Genomic DNA, 19,721 nt, shown 5'->3' with positions numbered 1-19,721 from the left:
TTCGTGTAATTAATTTACATATTGCGCTTTATTCTGGGTAGATTAATCAACCAAATAAAGAGATAATTTGGGAATAAAAACAATCACTCAGGGAGAAAAGAGTGTCAAATAATAACAACTCAGAAGCCAATCACGAGAACCTTAGTTTTATTATTCTTATTAGTATCGTCGCTACTATTGGTGGTTTTTTGTTTGGTTTTGACAGCGGGGTTATAAATGGAACCGTTGAAGGGTTATCAAGCACGTTTAAATCAAATGATGTGGCTACTGGGTTTCAAGTCGCATCCATGTTACTTGGCTGCGCTTTTGGTGCCTTTTTTGCTGGACGCCTTTCAGATTCTTTAGGTCGAAAAAACGTACTTCTCATCACTGCAGTCTTCTTCATTATCTCTGCATGGGGCTCTGGTGCCGCCGATACGTCGATGGCATTTGTCATTGCTCGTATTCTTGGAGGTGTTGCGGTAGGCGCAGCCTCAGTTATGGCCCCTGCCTATATAGCTGAAGTCGCACCGGCAAGAATACGTGGCGCGCTTGCAACAGCTCAGCAAGTGGCAATCATTCTGGGTTTATTTAGTGCGTTTGTCAGTAATTACTTCATCGCTGACGCGGCAAATGGCTCCACTCAGATTTTATGGGCTAACGAAGCAGCTTGGCGCTGGATGTTCTGGATGGAATTACTACCTGCAGTGTTATTTTTTGTCGCTTTGCTGTTTATCCCAGAAAGTCCGCGATTTTTAGTAATTAAAGACCGTCCTATTCAAGCTACTGTCGTGTTGTCTCGATTATACGGTGATAGTAATGCATTGTTTAAACTACGAGAGATCCAAGCCAGCATTGACCAAGACCATCAGCCAAAATTATCAGATTTAATCGATAAATCAGTAAAACGAGTCAAGCCTATCGTTTGGGTTGGTATTGGTCTCGCATCATTTCAACAACTCGTTGGCATCAATGTGGTGTTTTACTATGGCGCGGTACTTTGGCAAGCCGTAGGATTTACCGAGGCAGATGCATTGCTCATCAACATTCTTAGTGCGGGTCTGAGTATTGCAGCTTGTTTGATCACGATATTCTTAATTGACAAAGTAGGTCGCAAACCGTTTTTATTAATCGGCTCTATCGGCATGACAATAGCGCTGTTTGTAATGGTAATTGCCTTAGGTAGCGGTAATCTTGATGATAATAATAAGCTGATGCTCACGGATGCTATGGGGGCGACAGCGCTCATTTCAGCAAATGTATATGTGTTTTTCTTTAACATGTCGTGGGGACCGGTAATGTGGGTGTTACTAGGTGAAATGTTCCCTAATCAGATCCGTGGCTCGGGGCTTGCCGTCAGTGGTTTGTTCCAGTGGGGAACTAACTTCTTGATCACTATGACCTTCCCTCTCCTTTTACTGTCTATAGGATTAGCTGGGGCGTACAGCATATATGCAGGTTTTGCCCTTCTCTCGATTGTCTTTGTGTATTACTTTGTTCGCGAGACCAAAGGAAAAGAGCTAGAAGAAATGCAAAATTAGCTCTTGTGGCAGTTGTTTAGAGTTTTATATTAATAAAAAAAGAGGTGGCCTTGGCCACCTCTTTTGTTATATCCATACGTGATAACGCAGATGCGTTTTTATATCGCTAAACACCATTCGGGAAGCGTTTTTCTTGGACTATGTCACTCTGGCGAATTTGTACAAAGGCCTTGCCGTATTCAAGTAACAAACGCAAACCTTCATCAACTCGATTAGCTACAAATTGCTTTTCGGCAATGTACTGCCCTTGATCGTCAATTGTTGCATTTAGTCTGTCGATGATCGTATTAACCGGGATAAAGTTTAAATAGGTATTTTTATAAACCGTAGAGCGCATTTCTTGGATCGGGTAACGACCACCGCTGCCTGCAGATACTGTCACTATATACGCCGGCTTGTGACGGAATGCACCAGTAAACAAGAAAAATAGATTTTTAACCGCTGGTGGCACCATGCCATGCCACTCCGGAACGACGAACACAAACGCGTCAGAAGCTTCGAGTTCGGCTTGCTGTTCGGCTACCTGAGTTAAATCCGTATCTTCTTCCCACATCGGTAAGTTTAGCTCTGCTAAATCAAAAATAGAGACCTCCTGGCTGTCATCGATGGCGTTTAATTGTGCCTTTAAGTATGCCGAGGTTTTTGCACTTCCAGATTGGTTTCGAGTACTACCTGAAATAATTGTAATTTTCATTTTTCACTCCCGTTAATAATGAGCAACTGACGGTATTTAATTTTAGTTATAAAAAACCCAGCGCGATGCTGGGTTTTCCAATTCGTCTAACACAATCATAACCTTAGGCTGTGACTTTGTCTTCCTCTGTCAAGAAATTAGGCTCTGGCGAATTGTCACGAACAAACAACACTGACAAAGCACCTAAAATCATAGATACACCTGCTAACATGATGATGTATATCGCTTCATTGTTAAATACTGAGCCCAGTATCCAGCCACTAACAATACCAGAAACAATCTGTGGCGCCGCAATAGTAAAGTTAAAGATGCCCATATAAACACCCGTTTTATCTGCAGGTAACGCACCGGCTAAAATTGCATATGGCATCGCTAAAATCGCAGCCCAAGCAATACCAACCCCCACCATAGACCAAACAACACCAATTGCTCCGTGAGGCACTTCTACTTGAGTGATATAAAGATTTACATGGGTAATGGTTGGGTCTGTAAATACCATCATACTGATATAGCCTAAACCACCAGCAAGCAGAGACAATGAATAAACCAGTTTGCGACCAAATTGATCAGCTAATTTAGTTAGAACTACTGCAAACGCAACTGAGAACAAAGCTTGAGCCGCGTATAAAATACCGACCCAATCACCGGCTGCGCCTTTTGCTTTTGAAATAGCGTCTGGCACCGCGTTGTTAGCCAAATAGGCAGGATCAAACCAATCTACCGCTACGCCCCAAGTATTTTGAGTCAGTGCCGCTGGTAAATAAGTCCACATAATGAATAGTGCAAACCAAGAGAAAAATTGCACTAGCGCCAATTGTTTCATGATTTGTGGAGAGTCTTTTAATAACACCCAAAAGCCAGCTAATCGCTCACCTATAGATTTTTGTTGTTTCTGCTCTGCTTCAACTGCAGCAGCGTCCATTCCTTTGTATTCGTAATATTGCTCTGGTTCGTATTCTTTGGTTCTAAACACAGTCCACAATACTGAGCCTAAAAGAATCGTTGCACCAATATAGAAAGACCAAATTACAGATGGTGCTACCTCACCGGCCTTTGACGCATTCTCAAGGCCAATTACGTTAGTCAACAAGAAAGGTAAAATAGAACCAATCACAGCACCAATATTGATTAATAGAGTTTGTACCGAATAACCCAAGTTGCGCTGTTCTGGTGGTACCATATCCGACACCAAAGAGCGAAATGGCTGAAACGTCACATTAAACGCCGCATCTTTGATAGCAAAGATAATCAAGCCAAATAACATCGGCGGAATAAACGCGACTAATAGAGATGCATTTGGCAACAGAGCCATGGCTCCTGCGGCGACAATCGCACCACCTAAGATATAAGGAAGTCTGCGGCCCATTTTATTCCAAGTGCGGTCTGACAATGAACCAACAATTGGTTGAACAATTAAGCCCATGATCGGCGCTGCTAACCAAAACAATGAAAGAGACGAGAGGTCTGCACCTAAATCAGAGAGGATTCGGCTTACATTACCGTTTTGTAGGGCAAATCCAATTTGCACCCCTAAAAAGCCAAAACTGACATTCCAAACTTGCCAGAAGGATAACTTGGGTTGTTTCATAACTAATTCCTGTGTGATACGCATGACAATTTATTGTTGATATTATTATCAAAGGGTTTCATGCACTTTAACTCACGAGCGTATAATGAAGAAACCCTTTATCACAACGGATTACATACGTATTCAGCCTTTTACGAAACTTTTCCCTAATGATTCTAGGCTTTTAATTTTCTGTTCAATTTCAGCCGCTCCCTGTTCAACTTGATTAGCTTCTGCCAGGTTGTTCTGTGATACGTCACTGATAGTCATGATATTCTTACTAATTTCTTGTGATACTGCACTTTGTTGTTCTGCTGCGGTTGATATTTGCGTAGCTAAATCAGCAATGTCAGTTATCGACGCGTAGACACCATTAATGATATTTTTGGTTTCTTCTGTTTCGTTAACACAGCGCTCAGCTGAGTCCTTACCTTGTTCCATGATTTTCGACCAAGATAACAAAGTAGTTTGAATTTCATTAATGGACTTGTGAATTTGTGTTGTTGCAGTATGCGTGCGGCTTGATAGGGCCCTTACTTCGTCAGCTACTACTGAAAAGCCACGCCCATGCTCACCGGCACGAGCAGCTTCAATCGCGGCGTTTAGAGCAAGCAAATTGGTTTGATCAGCAATTCCTTGTATCTCCTGCATAATGGCGCCAATTTTCTCGGCTTCTGTGGCTAATTCATTAGCCGATGAGGCAGACTTTGAAACTTCTTTTGCAAGTGATGCAACTTGCTCCATAGTGTTGTCCATTGAGCGAGTAGCTTTTTCACACTCTCCATGAGCGTGCTGGACTTTAACTGACGTTTCTACCGTATTTTTAGCAACCTCATCGATTGTTGCTACCATCTCCTCAACGGCCGAGGCCACTTGGTGTAGTTCATGAGTTTCAGCTTCTACGCCGTCTTTCGCTCGTCGTGCAGATGCATTTAACTCCGCCGTAAATGACACCATTTCAGCACTGGCATCTTCTATTCGGCCAATTATGGTAGCGACCTTCCCCTCTTCCAACAAACGGCCGAACTCTAAATTGGACCAAGTAGACTGCCCACAAAATACCTGGCTTGACAGACTCGCAAACGACTCGCCTTGTGCCACAAGTGCTTTTGGCGTTTGAAATATCTCAGGAAAATACAAGACCATGGGTAATATAGCGAGTACAGCTGATAACTCCGGCTTTGAAAGTGCAAAGTACAGAACCACCAAAGCAATTACAAAAAACAACGCATGGCGTATAGGTAATGACAGTACGTTTGTTAGAGAGAAAGCCCCTGTACTGCCATTGTTCAATGATTGATAAGCAGTTTCAGCTCTTTGTTTAAAGCTTGCTTGTAATGGCCGACGTACAGATTGATAACCAACTAACTGCTGACCGTCATAAATTGGCATGACAAAGGCATCTACCCAATAATAACGTCCATCTTTACAACGGTTTTTGACAGCACCTCGCCAAGGTTGACCTGACTCTAATTTAGCCCACATATCTGCAAACGCGGCTTTTGGCATGTCAGGGTGTCGAACGATATTGTGATTCTTACCGACTAATTCGTCATAGCTATAGCCGGACACATCACAAAAGTCAGCATTTGCATGGGTAATTACCCCGCGCCTGTCTGTCGTTGAGACGAGCTGCCCCTTATCTTTAAACAAAACCTCTTCATCAATGATTGTTTGGTTACGCTTTGCCATTTTGTTTCCCCCTAACATGGTCTTTAAAGCATAGGTGCAAATCTAAACTAAAAACGAAAAAAATTTTGCTATTTATCAACATCCTTGGAACAAATGGAGATTTTTCACTCAATTTTAGTGGAAAATAGCTAAAAGAGTGCAAAAATTAAAACACTGGTAAACGCAAATCTGTATTTGGATGCGGCCAATTGCAGTTGTTATTTATTGGCTATTTGAAGGATTAAATATGAAAAACTGCTCGCACACTCAACTGTCCATCCGTTTGGTCGACCAAGACCCAACGTGGCCAATCACGCATTGTGCGACACTTCCCAACAAACGTTTTCATTACTTGCAAAACCAAACCCAATCCACTCAATCAAAACTCCGACTTGCTACAGCATTTCATAACAACAAAAATCAGTGGATTAATCCATCATCTTGCCGTGCGCTAAAATCACGCCAACACGTTCTAACCAAAATAATACGAAGGATTGAACTATGATGATGATCTTTTACTTGGGAACAGGGGCCCTAATCGCAGGGGTCTTGTCACTTTTTATAGAGAAAGATGACCAATCCAAACCCACCCCGATCCAAAAATACGTGACTGCATGTCTACTGACCGTAGTGCTGTGGCCAATTGTTTTAGTGCTTGCAGCTGCTTCAAGTAAGGCTTTTAGACAAGGACAAAAGCTTGTTCTCACCAAAAGCGACTTAGTAAATAGAGTTGATGCACCTCTTAATCAAGCACAATATTCAAGCTTCAGTAAAGGTTCTTATTTTTCAAAGTCTCCCGACGACCACCAAATCTGGACCTTCAGAACTCACAACCGTCGTCGTGCTATCAACACCATGATTGTTGAGGGTTATGCAATTGTTGATAACAACAATGACATTGTCGACTATGTTGTCTTGGACGAGTATCCAGAACAACTTTCGGTGTTACATTGACGGTTACTCTGCATTGTCTTCCAATACTGGTACCGTGTAACTGAAAGTAAAAAAAAGCAGCTATTTAGCTGCTTTTTACCAATCGGAGTTGGGTGTTTTTCTTATTGACTCTATTGTCTCGCCTATTTGCGAGTTGGTGGGCCATATCGCATTGATCCGGTAATAGTCCGTTTATCACTCTAAACCCATGTCCCGGCTGGTCATGCGGTATTGGTTTGTTTTGTGTCAGTTTGTTTTGTGTAAAAGTCGAATTGTTAATTGACGTTGTTGTTTTATCCATCGGGGCTGTTGTATTCGCCGTCGAATTTGCACCTTTTGAGCTATGCCACAACAGACAAGATTCGACTCGTACTTCCATACCAGCTCGCAACCTTGCCATGTGCGCTTCTTGCTCGGTTCGATATATTCGAGCAGATTCTAGGTCTCCGAACGCCTCGCGTCCTTTATAACCAGTGTAATAGCCTTTTTCTGGGTGGATTAACAAATAATGCCACGCTTTACCTACGTTCACAGTACATTCCTCTTGTGCAATGAAAACAGCCACATCCTGTAGCTAAAAATTCCTTAAGTCGTAGTAAAGATAGTCGCTTTTAATGGAGTCGCAAGTAGCCCTTAGATTTCTATACCATAGAGCCAACGAACGACTTTAGGAAATTCACTGCGCCAAAACGCTTCATTGTGTTTTGCGTCCTGTACTATGCTTGCTTTTAAATGGTGCTCGCTATGCCCATGTTTTTTGAGAAGCGTTAACATTTTTTCCAAGTCACTAACCATGGTTTCACTCTCATCCGTACCAGCAGAAAAGTACAAGTCGTGGTTAGGTTTTATTGGCTTTTCAACAAGTTCCGAATATACCAACGGCGAGTACCAATAAGACGGTGACAATATGCCAGCTTTGCCAAATACCTCTGGGTATTCCTGAATCGCGACATGGCTAATTAAGCCTCCCAATGAACTTCCTATTATACTTGTAGAGTCACTACCTACTTTTGTACGATATGTATTGTCTATATACGGCTTCACACTCTCGACAATATCTTGCAAATACAATCGGCCTTTTCCTACACCATATTTAGAATGTTCCCAAACAGTGTATTCACTTATTCTATCGCCTTCGCCGTTGTCTATTCCCACCACAATGGCTTCAAAACCTGTGTCTTTGGCAATTTGGTCCATTGATTCATCGACTTGCCATTCACCCATAAATGACGTCGCATCATCGAATAAGTTTTGGCCGTCATGCATATAAATTACTGGATAAGATTTATCAGAGGAAATTGAATAAGACGGAGGTAGATAAACCCGAATCGTTCTTTGTCGTTCTAGGTTTGGCAAGGATAGTCCAGGTTCTACTATTTCAACTCGACCTTTTAGAGATGACGTGCTGGATGCATTACTAGCTGTACTCTCATGGGAATCACCTTCTATTGCTGTTTTAGGTTTTACTGTATTGGGATTCATTTTTCCTTTCAGGGTAAGGACTCGAGACTGAAGCCCAGCTAATTTGACAGGAATTGACGCGCTGTTTTTATTAACGGTCAATTCTACAAACTCTCCAGTCAATAAATCTTCAAATTGATAACGGCCTGAATCTAGCTGCCAAGTAGAAATTAAACGAGGTGATAGCTGTAATTGATATTCGGTATCGTCGTAACTGAAATTAGATACTACAACGAGCTTTTGAGGGCTTTTAACGCCTTTATCCAGACTGGTTACGTTCGTTTCTTCAGTCCATCTTGCAAAACTCATTTGTTGATCATCATAGCCATTTGTTTGACTCAAATTCCATATGTGCAAGTCCTGGTAAGGTCCTGTCATGGCTGGTGAAGTCGAAGCGATATTCAATACCTTTTTATAAAATTTACGCAGAGCACGCTCTTCTTGAGTTAATTTCCCACCATCAAACTTACCACCATTCATCCAGCGCTGATGCGCCGGAACGCCAGCATAATCAAAAATTGTCGTACGTGATGGGTCGCCAAATCCAGTTTCTTCTGAGCCGTCTTCACCAACTTCTTGACCAAAGTAGATCATCATTGGAGCTGAATTAATCAACGCACTGGTCACAAGCGCAGGTTTGCCCATATTCATATCACCAGCAAACTCTGGGCTAGCGAGACGCTGCTCATCGTGGTTGTCCAAAAAGTGCAATAGGTACTGCTCGATGTCGGCAAATTTTTGTTGAATTCGCACCAACTCTGTAGTGCCAGCTTTACCTTGCATCACGGGCTTTATCGCATCATAAAAATCGACTTTGTCGTACAGGTAATCCATTTTCCCTAAAAACAAATAATCGCGATAAGCATCGGGATTATAAATTTCAGCAAGTAAAAACGCGTTTGGATTAACTTGTTTGATGGAAGAGTTTAAAAAGCTCCAAAACTCAACAGGAACCATTTCGGACATATCAAATCGGAATCCGTCGATTCCTTTATAAGTCCAATACAAAGCTATATCTCTAAACTTAAACCAACTATCCGGAACCTTATTCGCTGCTACTTGATCTTGCCAAAACGCGTAATGCGCCTGTGCGTTCTTTTGTGCATAGCCATCTGGTAAAGTAGGAAAGTCCTTACTGCCGTCAGGGCGAATACCATAATTGACTTTAACCGTTTCGTACCAATCATTTGCGTTAGGCTTGGCCGCACGAGAACCATTACCTGTCCATTTGGCTGGCATTTCATCAAACTTTCCATCTGAAAGTGGATGAACTTCGCCCCCTAAGGGTTCATAGCCCTTTTGGACATCAGGCACTTCAAACGGGGTATTCACTACATAATAAAAGTTATTATCACGTGCATATTCGACACTTGAATCGTCGCGCTGACCAAAATCTTCAACGCCCTCAGGTGCAGATATAGATTGGTAGTTTCGAGCTACATGATTTGGGACAATATCAATAATGACTTTCATGCCATGGGCGTGAGTACGAGCAATGAGGGCTTCAAATTCTTCCAATCGTTTGGCTGGGTCATCGGCCAAATCCGGATTGACCGAATAATAGTCTTTTACAGCGTAAGGACTGCCCGCACGACCTTTAACTACATCAGGATCATCGAGACTGATACCAAACTCCGTGTAATCGTTGATGACTGCATGGTGTGGCACCCCCGTGTACCAGATATGCGTAACACCGAGTTCTCGAATTCCTTCTAATGCTTCAGGTGTAAAGTCACTAAACTTACCAACGCCGTTTTCTTCAATTGTGCCCCAAGGTTTGTTGGTTTCATTTTGGTTGCCAAATAAACGAGTAAAAACCTGATAAACCACGGGTTTACCATAGCTGTTTGTTTCAGCCATACTGTTTTGCACAGAAGAAGACTGTACGTCAGTTTTGGATTTTTCCACAGGTGCACATCCACTAATAGTGATAACCGCTGTTGCGGCTAAGCTAGCTACATGAAAAAAGCGCATACTTGTCCCTTAGTTGATAATGATCTCACTGGCTGTATTTTGCCAATTTGTTTTTATGATTAGTTGCTTGGTGTTGAAGTTATAAAACGCAGCCGTCGCTTCTAAATCAAAATCAGATTTAGTCACTGCTATTGCTATCGACTGTCCGTTGATTTTGATGTCTTTTGGCCTGCTAGGCCAATGATGGATTACGGTTGATAACTCTCTTTGATTGGGTATACCGGAATATGCACCTTTCACTTCTCTGTTAAAAGCCAATGTCATAACTGCCTGGCCTTTATTGTCCGCTCCCGTTGATTTCACTTTTATGAGTTCGTATTCGCCTTTTTCAACGCTATTTGGTGAAATACCATCGTCTTCGTAAACCAAGGTTTCTGTGACCAGTTTGCTCGGATCAAAGTACAGATCAAAGCGCAACGATTGCGAGCTGTACTCTGATGCATTTTGGTGATCTCTTACCGTTGGAATAATTGAGCCACCGCGAACCAAAACCGGTAGCTTGGTCAAATTGACCGGGTACTCGACGACTTTGCCATTTTCCTCAGTTACTTGATATTTTTCACCTGTCCAAAAGTCTGTCCATTGCCCTTGAGGTAAGTAAACATTTACTTTTTTAACACCCTCTTCGGTTACAGGTTTAACCAAAAACGCATCACCCCAAAGGTATTGATCTTTGTAATCAATCAAACTCAAGTCTGACTCATCTTCAAAAAACATAGGTCTCATCATTGGCAGGCCTTGTTGGCTATTGAGATAAGCAAGGGTGTAGTTGTATGGCATTAACCTATAACGAAGCTTGATGTACTCACGAGTGATTGACTGAGTTTCTTGGTCGTGAAACACAGGTTCTGGTGCAATTGCATCTTGTGCATGCGGTCGATAAATCGGCTGAAACACACCGTATTGCAACCACCTAATATACATTTCTTTATCAAACTGTTCGCCACCAGCAAAGCCACCCAAATCAGAATGAGTGTAGGCCAAGCCAAACAAGCCCATTTGCATAGTTAGCTCCGGCTGTGGCTTTAACCCATCCCAAGAACGGCTCACATCACCTGTCCAAGGAATCAAGCCATAACGCTGTGAGCCCGCAAAGCCAGCACGCATTAATATAAATGGACGTTGGTCTGGATTAGCTTGCAATGAAGATTGATAAGCTAATTTTGCCCACTCATGACCAAACACATTGTGAATTTCGTCAGAGCTTGCGGTTATTTGCCAATCCGATAATTGATGTTGCATGTCGGCCGGGTGTACCTCAGGCTCACCTAAATCGCCCCACACTCCAGCCACGCCTTGCTCAGATAGCTCTTTGTAAATGGCGCCAAACCAGTCTTGAGCTGGTTTATGAAAAACGTCTATAAGACCGGTCTCACCAAAAAAGAAATCGAAAATACGCACATCTGTACCAGCGATATTTTTTGCTAAAACGTCGTTTTCGACAGCTTCGTCCCAACGTTTGGACGAGGTTAATACAAAAGGCTCGGTAATTAAGGTGGTTTTAACGCCTTTGTCTTTCAGTGTACGAATCATCTTTTCTGGCTCTGGAAACGCATCTTTATCCCAAGCTAAGTTACCCATATGCCCTTGAACTTCTTTACCAAACCAATACAAGTCCAAAATAATCGCATCGACAGGAATTGAAGCTTCCTGATATTTATTAATTGTGTCGATGACCTGTTGCTGAGACTTATAACCAAATCGAGACGCGTGATTGCCCAACGCCCAACGCGGTGGCATCGGCTGCTTACCAGTTACGTCAACATAATGATTGATTAGCTCTGGGTAGCTATCGCCTGCGATTAGCAGATAACTTTGGCGACCGCCTATCGCTTCAAACTGCAAAACATCGGACTCAGACTTACCAAGATCGATCGCACCTTTGGCCGAATTATCAAACAAAATCATGTACTTTTTAGACGACATAATCGCAGGCAAACTATAATTCATTTGCTCAGAGTGAGTACCATACCCATAGTGGGCACGGTTATAAAGAGGTAAGCGATGACCACGTCTGTCCATACCCAGAACTCTCTGGCCTGTACCCAACAAGCGTTCTTCCGGGCTCAACACAAAGCGAAACCCTTGTAGCGTTGCTTGCTCGAAATAACCAGCTTCTTCTCGGGTTAATGGCTCGCCGTCTTTATGATAGGAAATTTGCGTCGAAGATTTATCAAATGAAACAGATAGGCGTTTTGTTGAGAGCGTTAATGTTTGTTCCGATTCAATAAATTTAAAAGGCACATCGCGATTAAGGTCTGGCGTCAATGCAAAACTTGGAAAGTTGCGGCTGTACTGACCGTCTACCATGACTTCAACTGCCATTTCGTGAATTGGCTTTATCGTCATTTGGCCGATATCGAGTTGGATTGTGATACCAGCTTCTGTCACTTGATGAGATTGGTAACTTTTTGCGAGTGCGGTTTGGTGAAAAAACACCACCAAAATCACACAAAAATGAATAGCAAAACAGCCTGCTTGTTTGAACAGTTTCACGTGCCTAACGCTCCTTTTAACCGAGGCATTCCAGCTGAATTAAATCCAGCTACAGCGAGAGATAATAGAGTATCGAGCAATCCCTATTTGAAACAAGGAATTAGTGAAACTACATACGTATTCAAAATTAACTGATTGTCAAATTTAGACCACTGACAATGGCTTTTACTTGGCGACTTACTCACTCTTGATTTAAAACCTGCTCAAAGTTCAAACCAGTCAATTGAGTGATAGTTTTAACTACATAAACCATAATCGCAATCAGCATGATCAGTGACGGTATGGCTATTACTGGATAGCTCAACAGGGTCATTTCTCCTAACTGCTCATTAAATTCAACCGTGCCAGCTTGGCTCGTTACGATCATTTTTGCCAAGATGTAATTAGCTGCAGAAGAAAATACAAAGGTAGAGGCCAAAAGATGATTGGCGCGGTTTATTTTGCGCCTGAATAAATCTGTGTTGCCATGTGTAGCTAACGTATCGTAGATAAGATTCAAGTTAAATAATGCCGGGTTTAGCATCAACTTTGCTAGTAATGGTTTATTCATAAAACCTGACGCTAGTACTACCAACCCTATCACTGCGGGTATTGCCGCTTCCTTAATAGCAAGCCAGTTAGCATCTAGCTCAAATAAGCCAATGACACCGGTTAAAAGCGTGCTCAAGAAGCCCAATAAGGAAATAAAGTTAAACGTGCGCTGTGTTGCAAAATCATAAATGCCATAGCCAATGGGAAACGCAAGTGCAATGATCAGAGCATTAACCGTACCTAAATAAGCGTCATCCGATAGTTTCATTAAGATTAGGGAAGGTACAATGATATTAAAGATAAGCTCTAAAAACGTATTGTTTTTGGCTGGCACACTAGCTTGATTATTTTCTGATGACATAAAACACAAAAGTCTCTGATAAGTAAAACGCGGTTATCTTAACTCAATGTACGTGAGACTGCGAGTTAAGCGATCTTTTGACAAGCACTTTTAATAAGCCATTTTAATGCGTCTTTTAAGAACAAAAAAAGGCCGCTTGCGCGACCTTTTATCTTATTTAGCTGTTAAGCCAAGATTAATTACACTGTTGGATGATCAATGAACCAACAGCATCACCTTGATTTGGATTAGCTTCATTTAGAGTTAGCAAGAAGCTATATGTCCCAGCGGCCAGGGTAGTTGAGTTGTTATCCGTACCGGCATTTTTGTATGCCACAGTATACTCGGTACCTATAGCGAGAGGTGTCTGAACAATATTACCACTTGAGTCCGCGGCCCACAGTTGGGTTTGCCAGTTGGCATCACTTGAGGCCAACTTAAACTGCATTGCACCGTCAAACTGAGCAACAGCTTGGTATTGGTTGTCGCCTTTGTACGTCATCTTGTAGTCAGCTTCTGCATTCCAACCAGAGTGATCGCCTTTAACATAAAGGTAACCGTCACCCGCTACATTAAATGGTTGCGGCTCTGTCGAGTCTTGCATTTCACAGCTCACTAAAGAGTTACCAAAAACAATGGACAACTCTGGTGTTGCTGACTCTACGTTTAGGTTTACTTTATACGACGCCGCTTGGCTTACCGTTATTGCAAACGAATTGGTACTGCCCTCTGTAATCACAATTGATTCTGAACCAATTGTTACATCAGCAAAGCCAAGATCAACTTCTGTCAGTGTCGAATCACCAAGATTAAACTCATAAGTCCCTGCTTCTAACACAACAGAGCCGGTGTAATTACCCCGATTGTCATATTCGAACTTATCAAATTGACCTACTGTTAAACCCTCAAGTCCAATAACAGTGTCTCCGTATGGTGAAATCACACGGTCAACATCTGGGCCCAAGCCATTACCTTGATCACCAGCTTGCTGTTGAACAAACACAGCAATAGTATGCGCAGGTACTGTAAATGTGCCTTCAGTTGCAGACTCAGCAAAACTTGCATTTTGCACTACGGTATCGGCAGACATTGCTTGAATTGGGTGTAAGGTAAAGCCACTAGCCGTTTTGACACTGTGGCTCTTAGCCTCATTAGTGCCGTTAATGACAACAACAATAGCATCAAAGGCACTATCAATATCATTGACTGCAATACCATCATCAATACTCATGACAATCAAACCAGGTGTTTGATCCGGTCCAGTATTATGAAAACCTACGCGAGCTTTGACGTCAGCTTCTGTTTTTAAGCTAAACAGTGGTGAACTACTGCGGATCTTCAAAAACTCTTTGAATACAGCACTCGACAGTTGAATGTCTGTCATTGCCACTTGTGCGTTAACTTCGTCTGACAGTGCAGTTGTGTAACGTCCATCGCGCTCGATTGGATAGCCGACATTCCAGTTGTTGGTCTGGTTAGTGTAATCCACATGGTTAAACCAATCACCCGCGTCATAAGTGTTGCGGTCCATTGATTTAGAACGCATTTTATCAACGCCTAACTGGAAGAAAGGTAGACCTTGGCTCAACAGCGGAATCGCTGACGATAGGTTATGGATACGCGCTCGAGTCTCAGCGGTTACTGACGATGCAAAATTGTATTGTAAAAAGTCATACAAGGTTTCGTTGTCGTGCTTAGATACATAGTTGATAATATCGGCAGGATCTAGAGCGTATGAGCTTTGGGAAAACTTGCTTCCCTCTTTTTCGATGCCGTCTTTATCCATCAATACATAGTTTTGCAATGTACCAGCAAGACCAAGGCGAATATGATCAGCTCCCGTCAAATCTGGTGTAGATAAGCTCAAAGCCTGATTGCGAATGGTGTCGCGAGGTCTGTCGTTAAAAGTACCAACTTCTGAGCCCGCTAAATTATATTGCGTCGCTTGCTCAAACAAACGGTTGTCAACAACTTCACCCCAGTTCCATCCTTCGCCATAGAAGTAAGTATCAGGATCAATCTTGGCGACTTCTGTACGACCGTCCAAAATAACGTCTTTTGGCATGTGACCCATAACGTCAAAACGGAAGCCATCTAAGCCGTAATGTTTAGCCCAGAACACCAGTGAGTCGACCACAAATTTACCCATCATACGGTTTTCTGTTGCAGTATTTTCACAACACGTCGAACGTTCCATTTCACCCGTGACTTCACTGTATCTGTGATAATAGCCAGGGACTAGCTTGTCGAACACAGAGTTGTCATACAAACCTGAAGAGCTGGTGTGGTTATAAACCACGTCTAAAATCACCCGCATGCCTTTTTCGTGCAACGCCTGGACCATTTCACGAAACTCTAAAATACGAGCCGTGCCCTCTGGGTTTGACGCATAACTACCTTCAACCACATTAAAATGGTGTGGGTCATATCCCCAGTTAAAGCCATCAAGACCCTTGAAGCTATTAACTAAATCACGGGCTTGATTGCTAGCTGGGTCGTATTTTTCAAGAACTGACAATAAAGTTGCGCTATCGTCTTCAACGCCACACACTGGCGCTTGGCTGTTAACGGCACATAACTCTCCGACCGTGTTATCAATATCTATACGCGTTGCTTCATCTTCATTATTGGTAGCGATGTCATTCGCTGGCAACATGTGAAAATGAGTAACCCCCGCTTCTGCCATTTCAGATAAGTATTGAGCGGCGTTGCTGCTTGTCTCTGTAAAGGCCTTGTATTTACCGCGATTGGCTTCAAGTGTTGTCTCATCACGAATACTAAAATCACGAATATGGGCTTCTAAAAAGACACCTTGCTCAATATAGTCAACGGTCGGTACTGTATGCCCTACCCAACCAGCAGGATACAAATCTTCGTCCGTCATATTAACAAACTGCGAATAACGACCATTGGTTGAGGTGTTCACTGAGTATGGGTCTGTTGCTTCTGGAAACTCAATTCTCTCAGAAACTGGGTGATAAACTTTTGGTCTGTATCGATAGTACAAACGGTCGTAATCTTGTCCTTCCGTCGTGGTATAGGACCATACACCTGTTGTTTGGTCTTCAACCATAGGGTGATTAGCAATAAGTGCCTTGTTTGCGTCATAAATCAACAAACTGACCGACTGTGCCGTTGGCGCCCAAACTTTGGTAGTAATATTGCCTTGGCTGTCATAACTAATACCTAAATCTGTGACTTCATCAGCGTCGTTGGCTCCGCTTGTGAAGATATCGTCTAAGGCTTTTTGAGTTTGTACATAAGTCGCAGCGACAGGCTCATCCGATTCATCTAGCTCAACTAATACCAGCTGACTTTTAACTAGATTGCGCTGTAACTCTGCATTCGTCTCAAATTGAAATACTTTCCAATTGGCCAAATGCGGGACTTTTTCAGCAAGTTTCGAATCAAGCGTACCTGCAGATAGCTCGATACGATTTGTCAAAGTTAAAGACTCGGCTAGGTCGCCATCTAACGACCAAATTAAGGCAATATTGGTGGCATCGCCATTCCACAATAACGTGTTTTTGCCAACCCAGTGAGCCGAAGCCCCCTCTATACTAATAGGCTGTTCTGCAAAAACCTCTTCTGGCTCAGAAAATACGCCTTTACCCGAAACAACAAAAGACCAGCGATTGTTTTCTAAGGCAACCTTTTGGTCACTATCCGGATCTTTTTGATCACCTTTGTGAACGATAAAGTTGGCGCATGTCGCGTTAGCCTTAGTATCAAAGTGCCAAAACGCCCCATAGTTAGGGTCGATTCCTGTTGGTTCTAATCCTGCAGTCCACTCAGTTCCGGCACCGCTGGCAAAGTCTGCGTACGCGTCACACTCTTCATTATTCCAGGCGTGTAGAACGTAGCCGTCGTAAACTCCATCTTCTCGCAGATAATAAACAACACCCTCGTCATCTTCAGGAATGACTGCCGGAGCAGGAATATAAAGTTCGGCTTCATTGACTTCTACAGAAAGTGTAATAGAGTCAGACTTACTCGGTGTCCCGTCGTCCGTCACCGTCAAAGTCATATCTGAGCTGCCTAGAGCAACTGCAACTTTAGATGTGTCTTTAATAGTAATCACACCACTTGCAGCGTCGATTTCAAATCGGCCTGCTGGATCTGATAAGCTCCATGTTAGACTATCATTCTCAGGGTCTGACGCTTGTGCAAAGTATACTTGCGTGCCATTGGCCTTACCTTCTTCAACGTCAAATGATGAGGCCGAGCTAATCTCTGGCGCTTGGTTTTCTTGTTGAACGGGAGGCGTAACACAGGCTGTTCCTGCGTCATTAGGTACCTGAGGAGCTGTACAATTCAATCCTTGAGTCGGTGGAGTGTCATCACCGCCGCCACCGCCACACGCTGTCAATGCAAGTGCAACAGAAGACGCAAGCAATGACTTTGATAGCCATGATTTGTCTAACATAGTTTGTCCTATTGATGATTATTTTTATAAATGTGAACCTGACTTAAGCGAGACTAAGAGCTCTCAACTAAGCGTTACAACCCGTTCACACTTTGGCTTTATTATGTTCAAAGTTCACTATAAAAAGATCGCGCCCAACCGTCCCTTGAATACGTATGTAGTTTTATGTTTTTGCGGTGAGCATCTCTTTTTGTTACAGCTTCTGCTCTGCTTGAGCTTGTATGGCTTTTTGAAGAGGAATCAGATTCTGTTTAACGACCTTATTATTTGGCTGTAATTTTTGAACTTCTAATAAATACTGTTCGGCTCTTTTTAATTGCTCTGTAAGAGCGCTTGCATGAGCAAGTGCCAACTTTGCATTTATGTCAGACGGATTCTGACGCAACACCCTTTCTAAATAACGAAACGCCTGCTTAGGTAGCCCCTCTTTTATTAACAATTGCCCCGCCTGAAACGCCAAATCTTCATCAAATGGCATCGCATCCGATAACAATTTTGCAGACTTTAAGGTTAGTTTTTTATCTTTGCTTTTTAAGCCAAATTGATGCATCTGTTGAGCGACGTCTAACCAGGTTGCTTTTTTGCGATAAAAGTTAAGGCCGAGTTTATCCTGCCAATTCATTGCTGGCGGTAATGATGCAACTTGGGGACTGTCAGTAAATGGGTAATCAGCCATCAAGTTGGCAATGACCGCTCGCCCTTTGTATTCTTCCGCTTGAAATAATGGGATATCTCTTATCGCATCGGCTTTGGTAATTGGATTTTCAAATGGCCCAAATTCGTTAGATTGCTTGAGCGTGTCATAAAAAGCATTCGAAAGCTCAAAGTAGCCACGAACAGTTGGGTGTAGGTGCTCTATCATCATTTTTCGGCCAATAATTCCACCTTTACTCGCCTTACTCAATGCCGCTTCTGCATCCACTAATTGCACACCATCCATGTTTGCGAGGCGACGGATAATTTGGTTCATTTCGATAGGCGCTCTAAAGCGCAATAAGTCATGTTGCCTAGCTAGTTCAAAGTTGGCCTTAGCTTGTTCATAGGCGGCTTGTGACCAATACGCTTTACCGACATGATAAAAGGCATCAGCACTTAAGGTTTCGTGTGCGTGTCGCTCTAAGCTCACCAATTCTGTTGTTGTAAGCTTTGTCGCTGGCTTGGCCAACAATGAAGCAAAGTCATCACTGACAGGAACCGATTCAAAAGGCGCTTGATCCACAAGGTTGCTGGCGATGGTACTGATATAAACAGGAATACCGGCTCGGCGATACTTGTTTAATAACAACGTCATATTACCTTCGAACTGCTCAAGGCCAGCATTGAACAGTGGGTGGTTAACATCCACATTTTTGTGCTTGGCGACTTTGGCCATCACAGTGCGAGACTGTCTTGCTCCGTCTTTTGCCAATGCGTCAGCTCCAGCCCACGCTTGAATTGCATCGTACCCTCGCTGAAACAATTGAAATAAGCGAAGGTTTTTGAGTTTTAAAAACAGTAAATTAGCAGGGCGTGAGCTGAAGCTAGAATAGGTAGACGCTACCCCCATCACTCCCAAAAACTCATTGTGTCCGGCATAAATCAGAACTGCATCTGGTTTTTGGTCGATAATTTCATCGGCAAAATCCAGCAAGGTATAACTATTAACTGCCGATAGTGCAGTATTGACGACTTCTACCTCTTTAGACGGAATCGACTGCTTGAGGCGATAATCCAACATTCCAGCCAATGAAGCGCCAAGCCCAAAGGGAAAACCAGCGGCGGTTGAGCCACCTTGAACAACAATCCGAACGCTGTTGTCAGGCTTTTCGGATAAGAAAAAATTGGGTTCTATGGTCACATTGGGACTGCGACTTGGATCAGAAAAATAGCGGTTAACCACGTCTGGTTTGGGTAATCGATAACTCGGAGCTTGGGGATTATCGATAAACAGAGGGACAGACTGACCAAACCCCACAACCCGTAATGTCAACTCAGCGGCCAATAACAATCCAAATGGTAACAGTATCGCTATGATATAAAACGCCATTTTGCGCCCAGAACCGCTATTACCTGTAGAGTCTAAGTTATTCGTTACGTCGGTCATTACTGCGTTCACCATAAATATTAAT

The 19,721-nt window shown here is 42.9% G+C and carries 10 protein-coding genes and 2 pseudogenes; 2 read left to right on the top strand and 10 right to left on the bottom strand.

The features are described from left to right. Positions 1-101: 101 nt before the first annotated feature. Positions 102-1,520, top strand: a complete 1,419-nt coding sequence (locus J1N51_RS13240; protein WP_208831723.1) for a sugar porter family MFS transporter — start codon at positions 102-104, stop codon at positions 1,518-1,520. 106 nt (positions 1,521-1,626) lie between these two features. On the opposite strand, the gene J1N51_RS13235 is transcribed toward J1N51_RS13240, so the two are convergent. The 3 genes from J1N51_RS13235 to J1N51_RS13225 all read right to left on the bottom strand — a co-directional run bounded on the left by J1N51_RS13235 (position 1,627) and on the right by J1N51_RS13225 (position 5,473). Continuing rightward, the gene (locus tag J1N51_RS13235; protein ID WP_208831722.1) at positions 1,627-2,214 is read right to left on the bottom strand and encodes an NADPH-dependent FMN reductase; all 588 of its coding nucleotides are present in this window, start codon (positions 2,212-2,214) and stop codon (positions 1,627-1,629) included. Positions 2,215-2,317: 103 nt separating this feature from the next. Beyond that, positions 2,318-3,802: an MFS transporter gene (locus J1N51_RS13230; protein WP_208831721.1), complete on the bottom strand. Its 1,485-nt coding sequence runs from the start codon at positions 3,800-3,802 to the stop codon at positions 2,318-2,320. Positions 3,803-3,925: 123 nt separating this feature from the next. Further along, a complete protein-coding gene (locus J1N51_RS13225) occupies positions 3,926-5,473 on the bottom strand; it encodes a methyl-accepting chemotaxis protein (protein WP_208831720.1) in 1,548 nt (515 codons plus the stop codon). Positions 5,474-5,953: 480 nt separating this feature from the next. On the opposite strand from J1N51_RS13225, the gene J1N51_RS13220 reads away from it, so the two are divergent. After that, complete coding sequence (locus tag J1N51_RS13220) at positions 5,954-6,406, top strand: hypothetical protein (RefSeq protein WP_208831719.1); 453 nt, start codon at positions 5,954-5,956, stop codon at positions 6,404-6,406. A 64-nt stretch (positions 6,407-6,470) separates the two neighbouring features. On the opposite strand, the gene J1N51_RS13215 is transcribed toward J1N51_RS13220, so the two are convergent. From J1N51_RS13215 to J1N51_RS13190, 7 genes and pseudogenes are all read right to left on the bottom strand, one after another. Next, on the bottom strand, positions 6,471-6,917 hold the full coding sequence (locus tag J1N51_RS13215) for a hypothetical protein (protein WP_208831718.1): 447 nt from the start codon (positions 6,915-6,917) through the stop codon (positions 6,471-6,473). Between the two features lie 101 nt (positions 6,918-7,018). Further along, positions 7,019-7,672, bottom strand: a pseudogene (locus J1N51_RS14750) (alpha/beta hydrolase); the annotation flags it as partial. A 204-nt stretch (positions 7,673-7,876) separates the two neighbouring features. Next, positions 7,877-9,820, bottom strand: a pseudogene (locus tag J1N51_RS13210) (alpha-amylase family protein); the annotation flags it as partial. A gap of 9 nt (positions 9,821-9,829) precedes the next feature. Then, complete coding sequence (locus J1N51_RS13205; protein WP_232842815.1) at positions 9,830-12,316, bottom strand: glycoside hydrolase family 31 protein; 2,487 nt, start codon at positions 12,314-12,316, stop codon at positions 9,830-9,832. A 181-nt stretch (positions 12,317-12,497) separates the two neighbouring features. Next, positions 12,498-13,208: a VC0807 family protein gene (locus J1N51_RS13200; protein ID WP_208831716.1), complete on the bottom strand. Its 711-nt coding sequence runs from the start codon at positions 13,206-13,208 to the stop codon at positions 12,498-12,500. A 175-nt stretch (positions 13,209-13,383) separates the two neighbouring features. Next, the gene (locus tag J1N51_RS13195) at positions 13,384-17,613 is read right to left on the bottom strand and encodes an alpha-1,6-glucosidase domain-containing protein (RefSeq protein WP_208831715.1); all 4,230 of its coding nucleotides are present in this window, start codon (positions 17,611-17,613) and stop codon (positions 13,384-13,386) included. Positions 17,614-17,806: 193 nt separating this feature from the next. Beyond that, a complete protein-coding gene (locus J1N51_RS13190) occupies positions 17,807-19,696 on the bottom strand; it encodes a tetratricopeptide repeat protein (protein ID WP_208831714.1) in 1,890 nt (629 codons plus the stop codon). Positions 19,697-19,721: the final 25 nt, after the last annotated feature.

The sequence above is a fragment of the Psychrosphaera ytuae genome (assembly GCF_017638545.1).
Lineage (GTDB): Bacteria > Pseudomonadota > Gammaproteobacteria > Enterobacterales > Alteromonadaceae > Psychrosphaera > Psychrosphaera ytuae.
This window is presented reverse-complemented; position numbering and strand designations above follow the sequence as displayed.

Bases quoted from the DNA above. Each gene is read 5' to 3' on its own strand.
- J1N51_RS13235 (WP_208831722.1), bottom strand. From the start codon at position 2,214: ATGAAAATTACAATTATTTCAGGTAGTACTCGAAACCAATCTGGAAGT.
- J1N51_RS13230 (WP_208831721.1), bottom strand. From the start codon at position 3,802: ATGAAACAACCCAAGTTATCCTTCTGGCAAGTTTGGAATGTCAGTTTT.
- J1N51_RS13225 (WP_208831720.1), bottom strand. From the start codon at position 5,473: ATGGCAAAGCGTAACCAAACAATCATTGATGAAGAGGTTTTGTTTAAA.
- J1N51_RS13220 (WP_208831719.1), top strand. From the start codon at position 5,954: ATGATGATGATCTTTTACTTGGGAACAGGGGCCCTAATCGCAGGGGTC.
- J1N51_RS13200 (WP_208831716.1), bottom strand. From the start codon at position 13,208: ATGTCATCAGAAAATAATCAAGCTAGTGTGCCAGCCAAAAACAATACG.
- J1N51_RS13195 (WP_208831715.1), bottom strand. From the start codon at position 17,613: ATGTTAGACAAATCATGGCTATCAAAGTCATTGCTTGCGTCTTCTGTT.
- J1N51_RS13190 (WP_208831714.1), bottom strand. From the start codon at position 19,696: ATGACCGACGTAACGAATAACTTAGACTCTACAGGTAATAGCGGTTCT.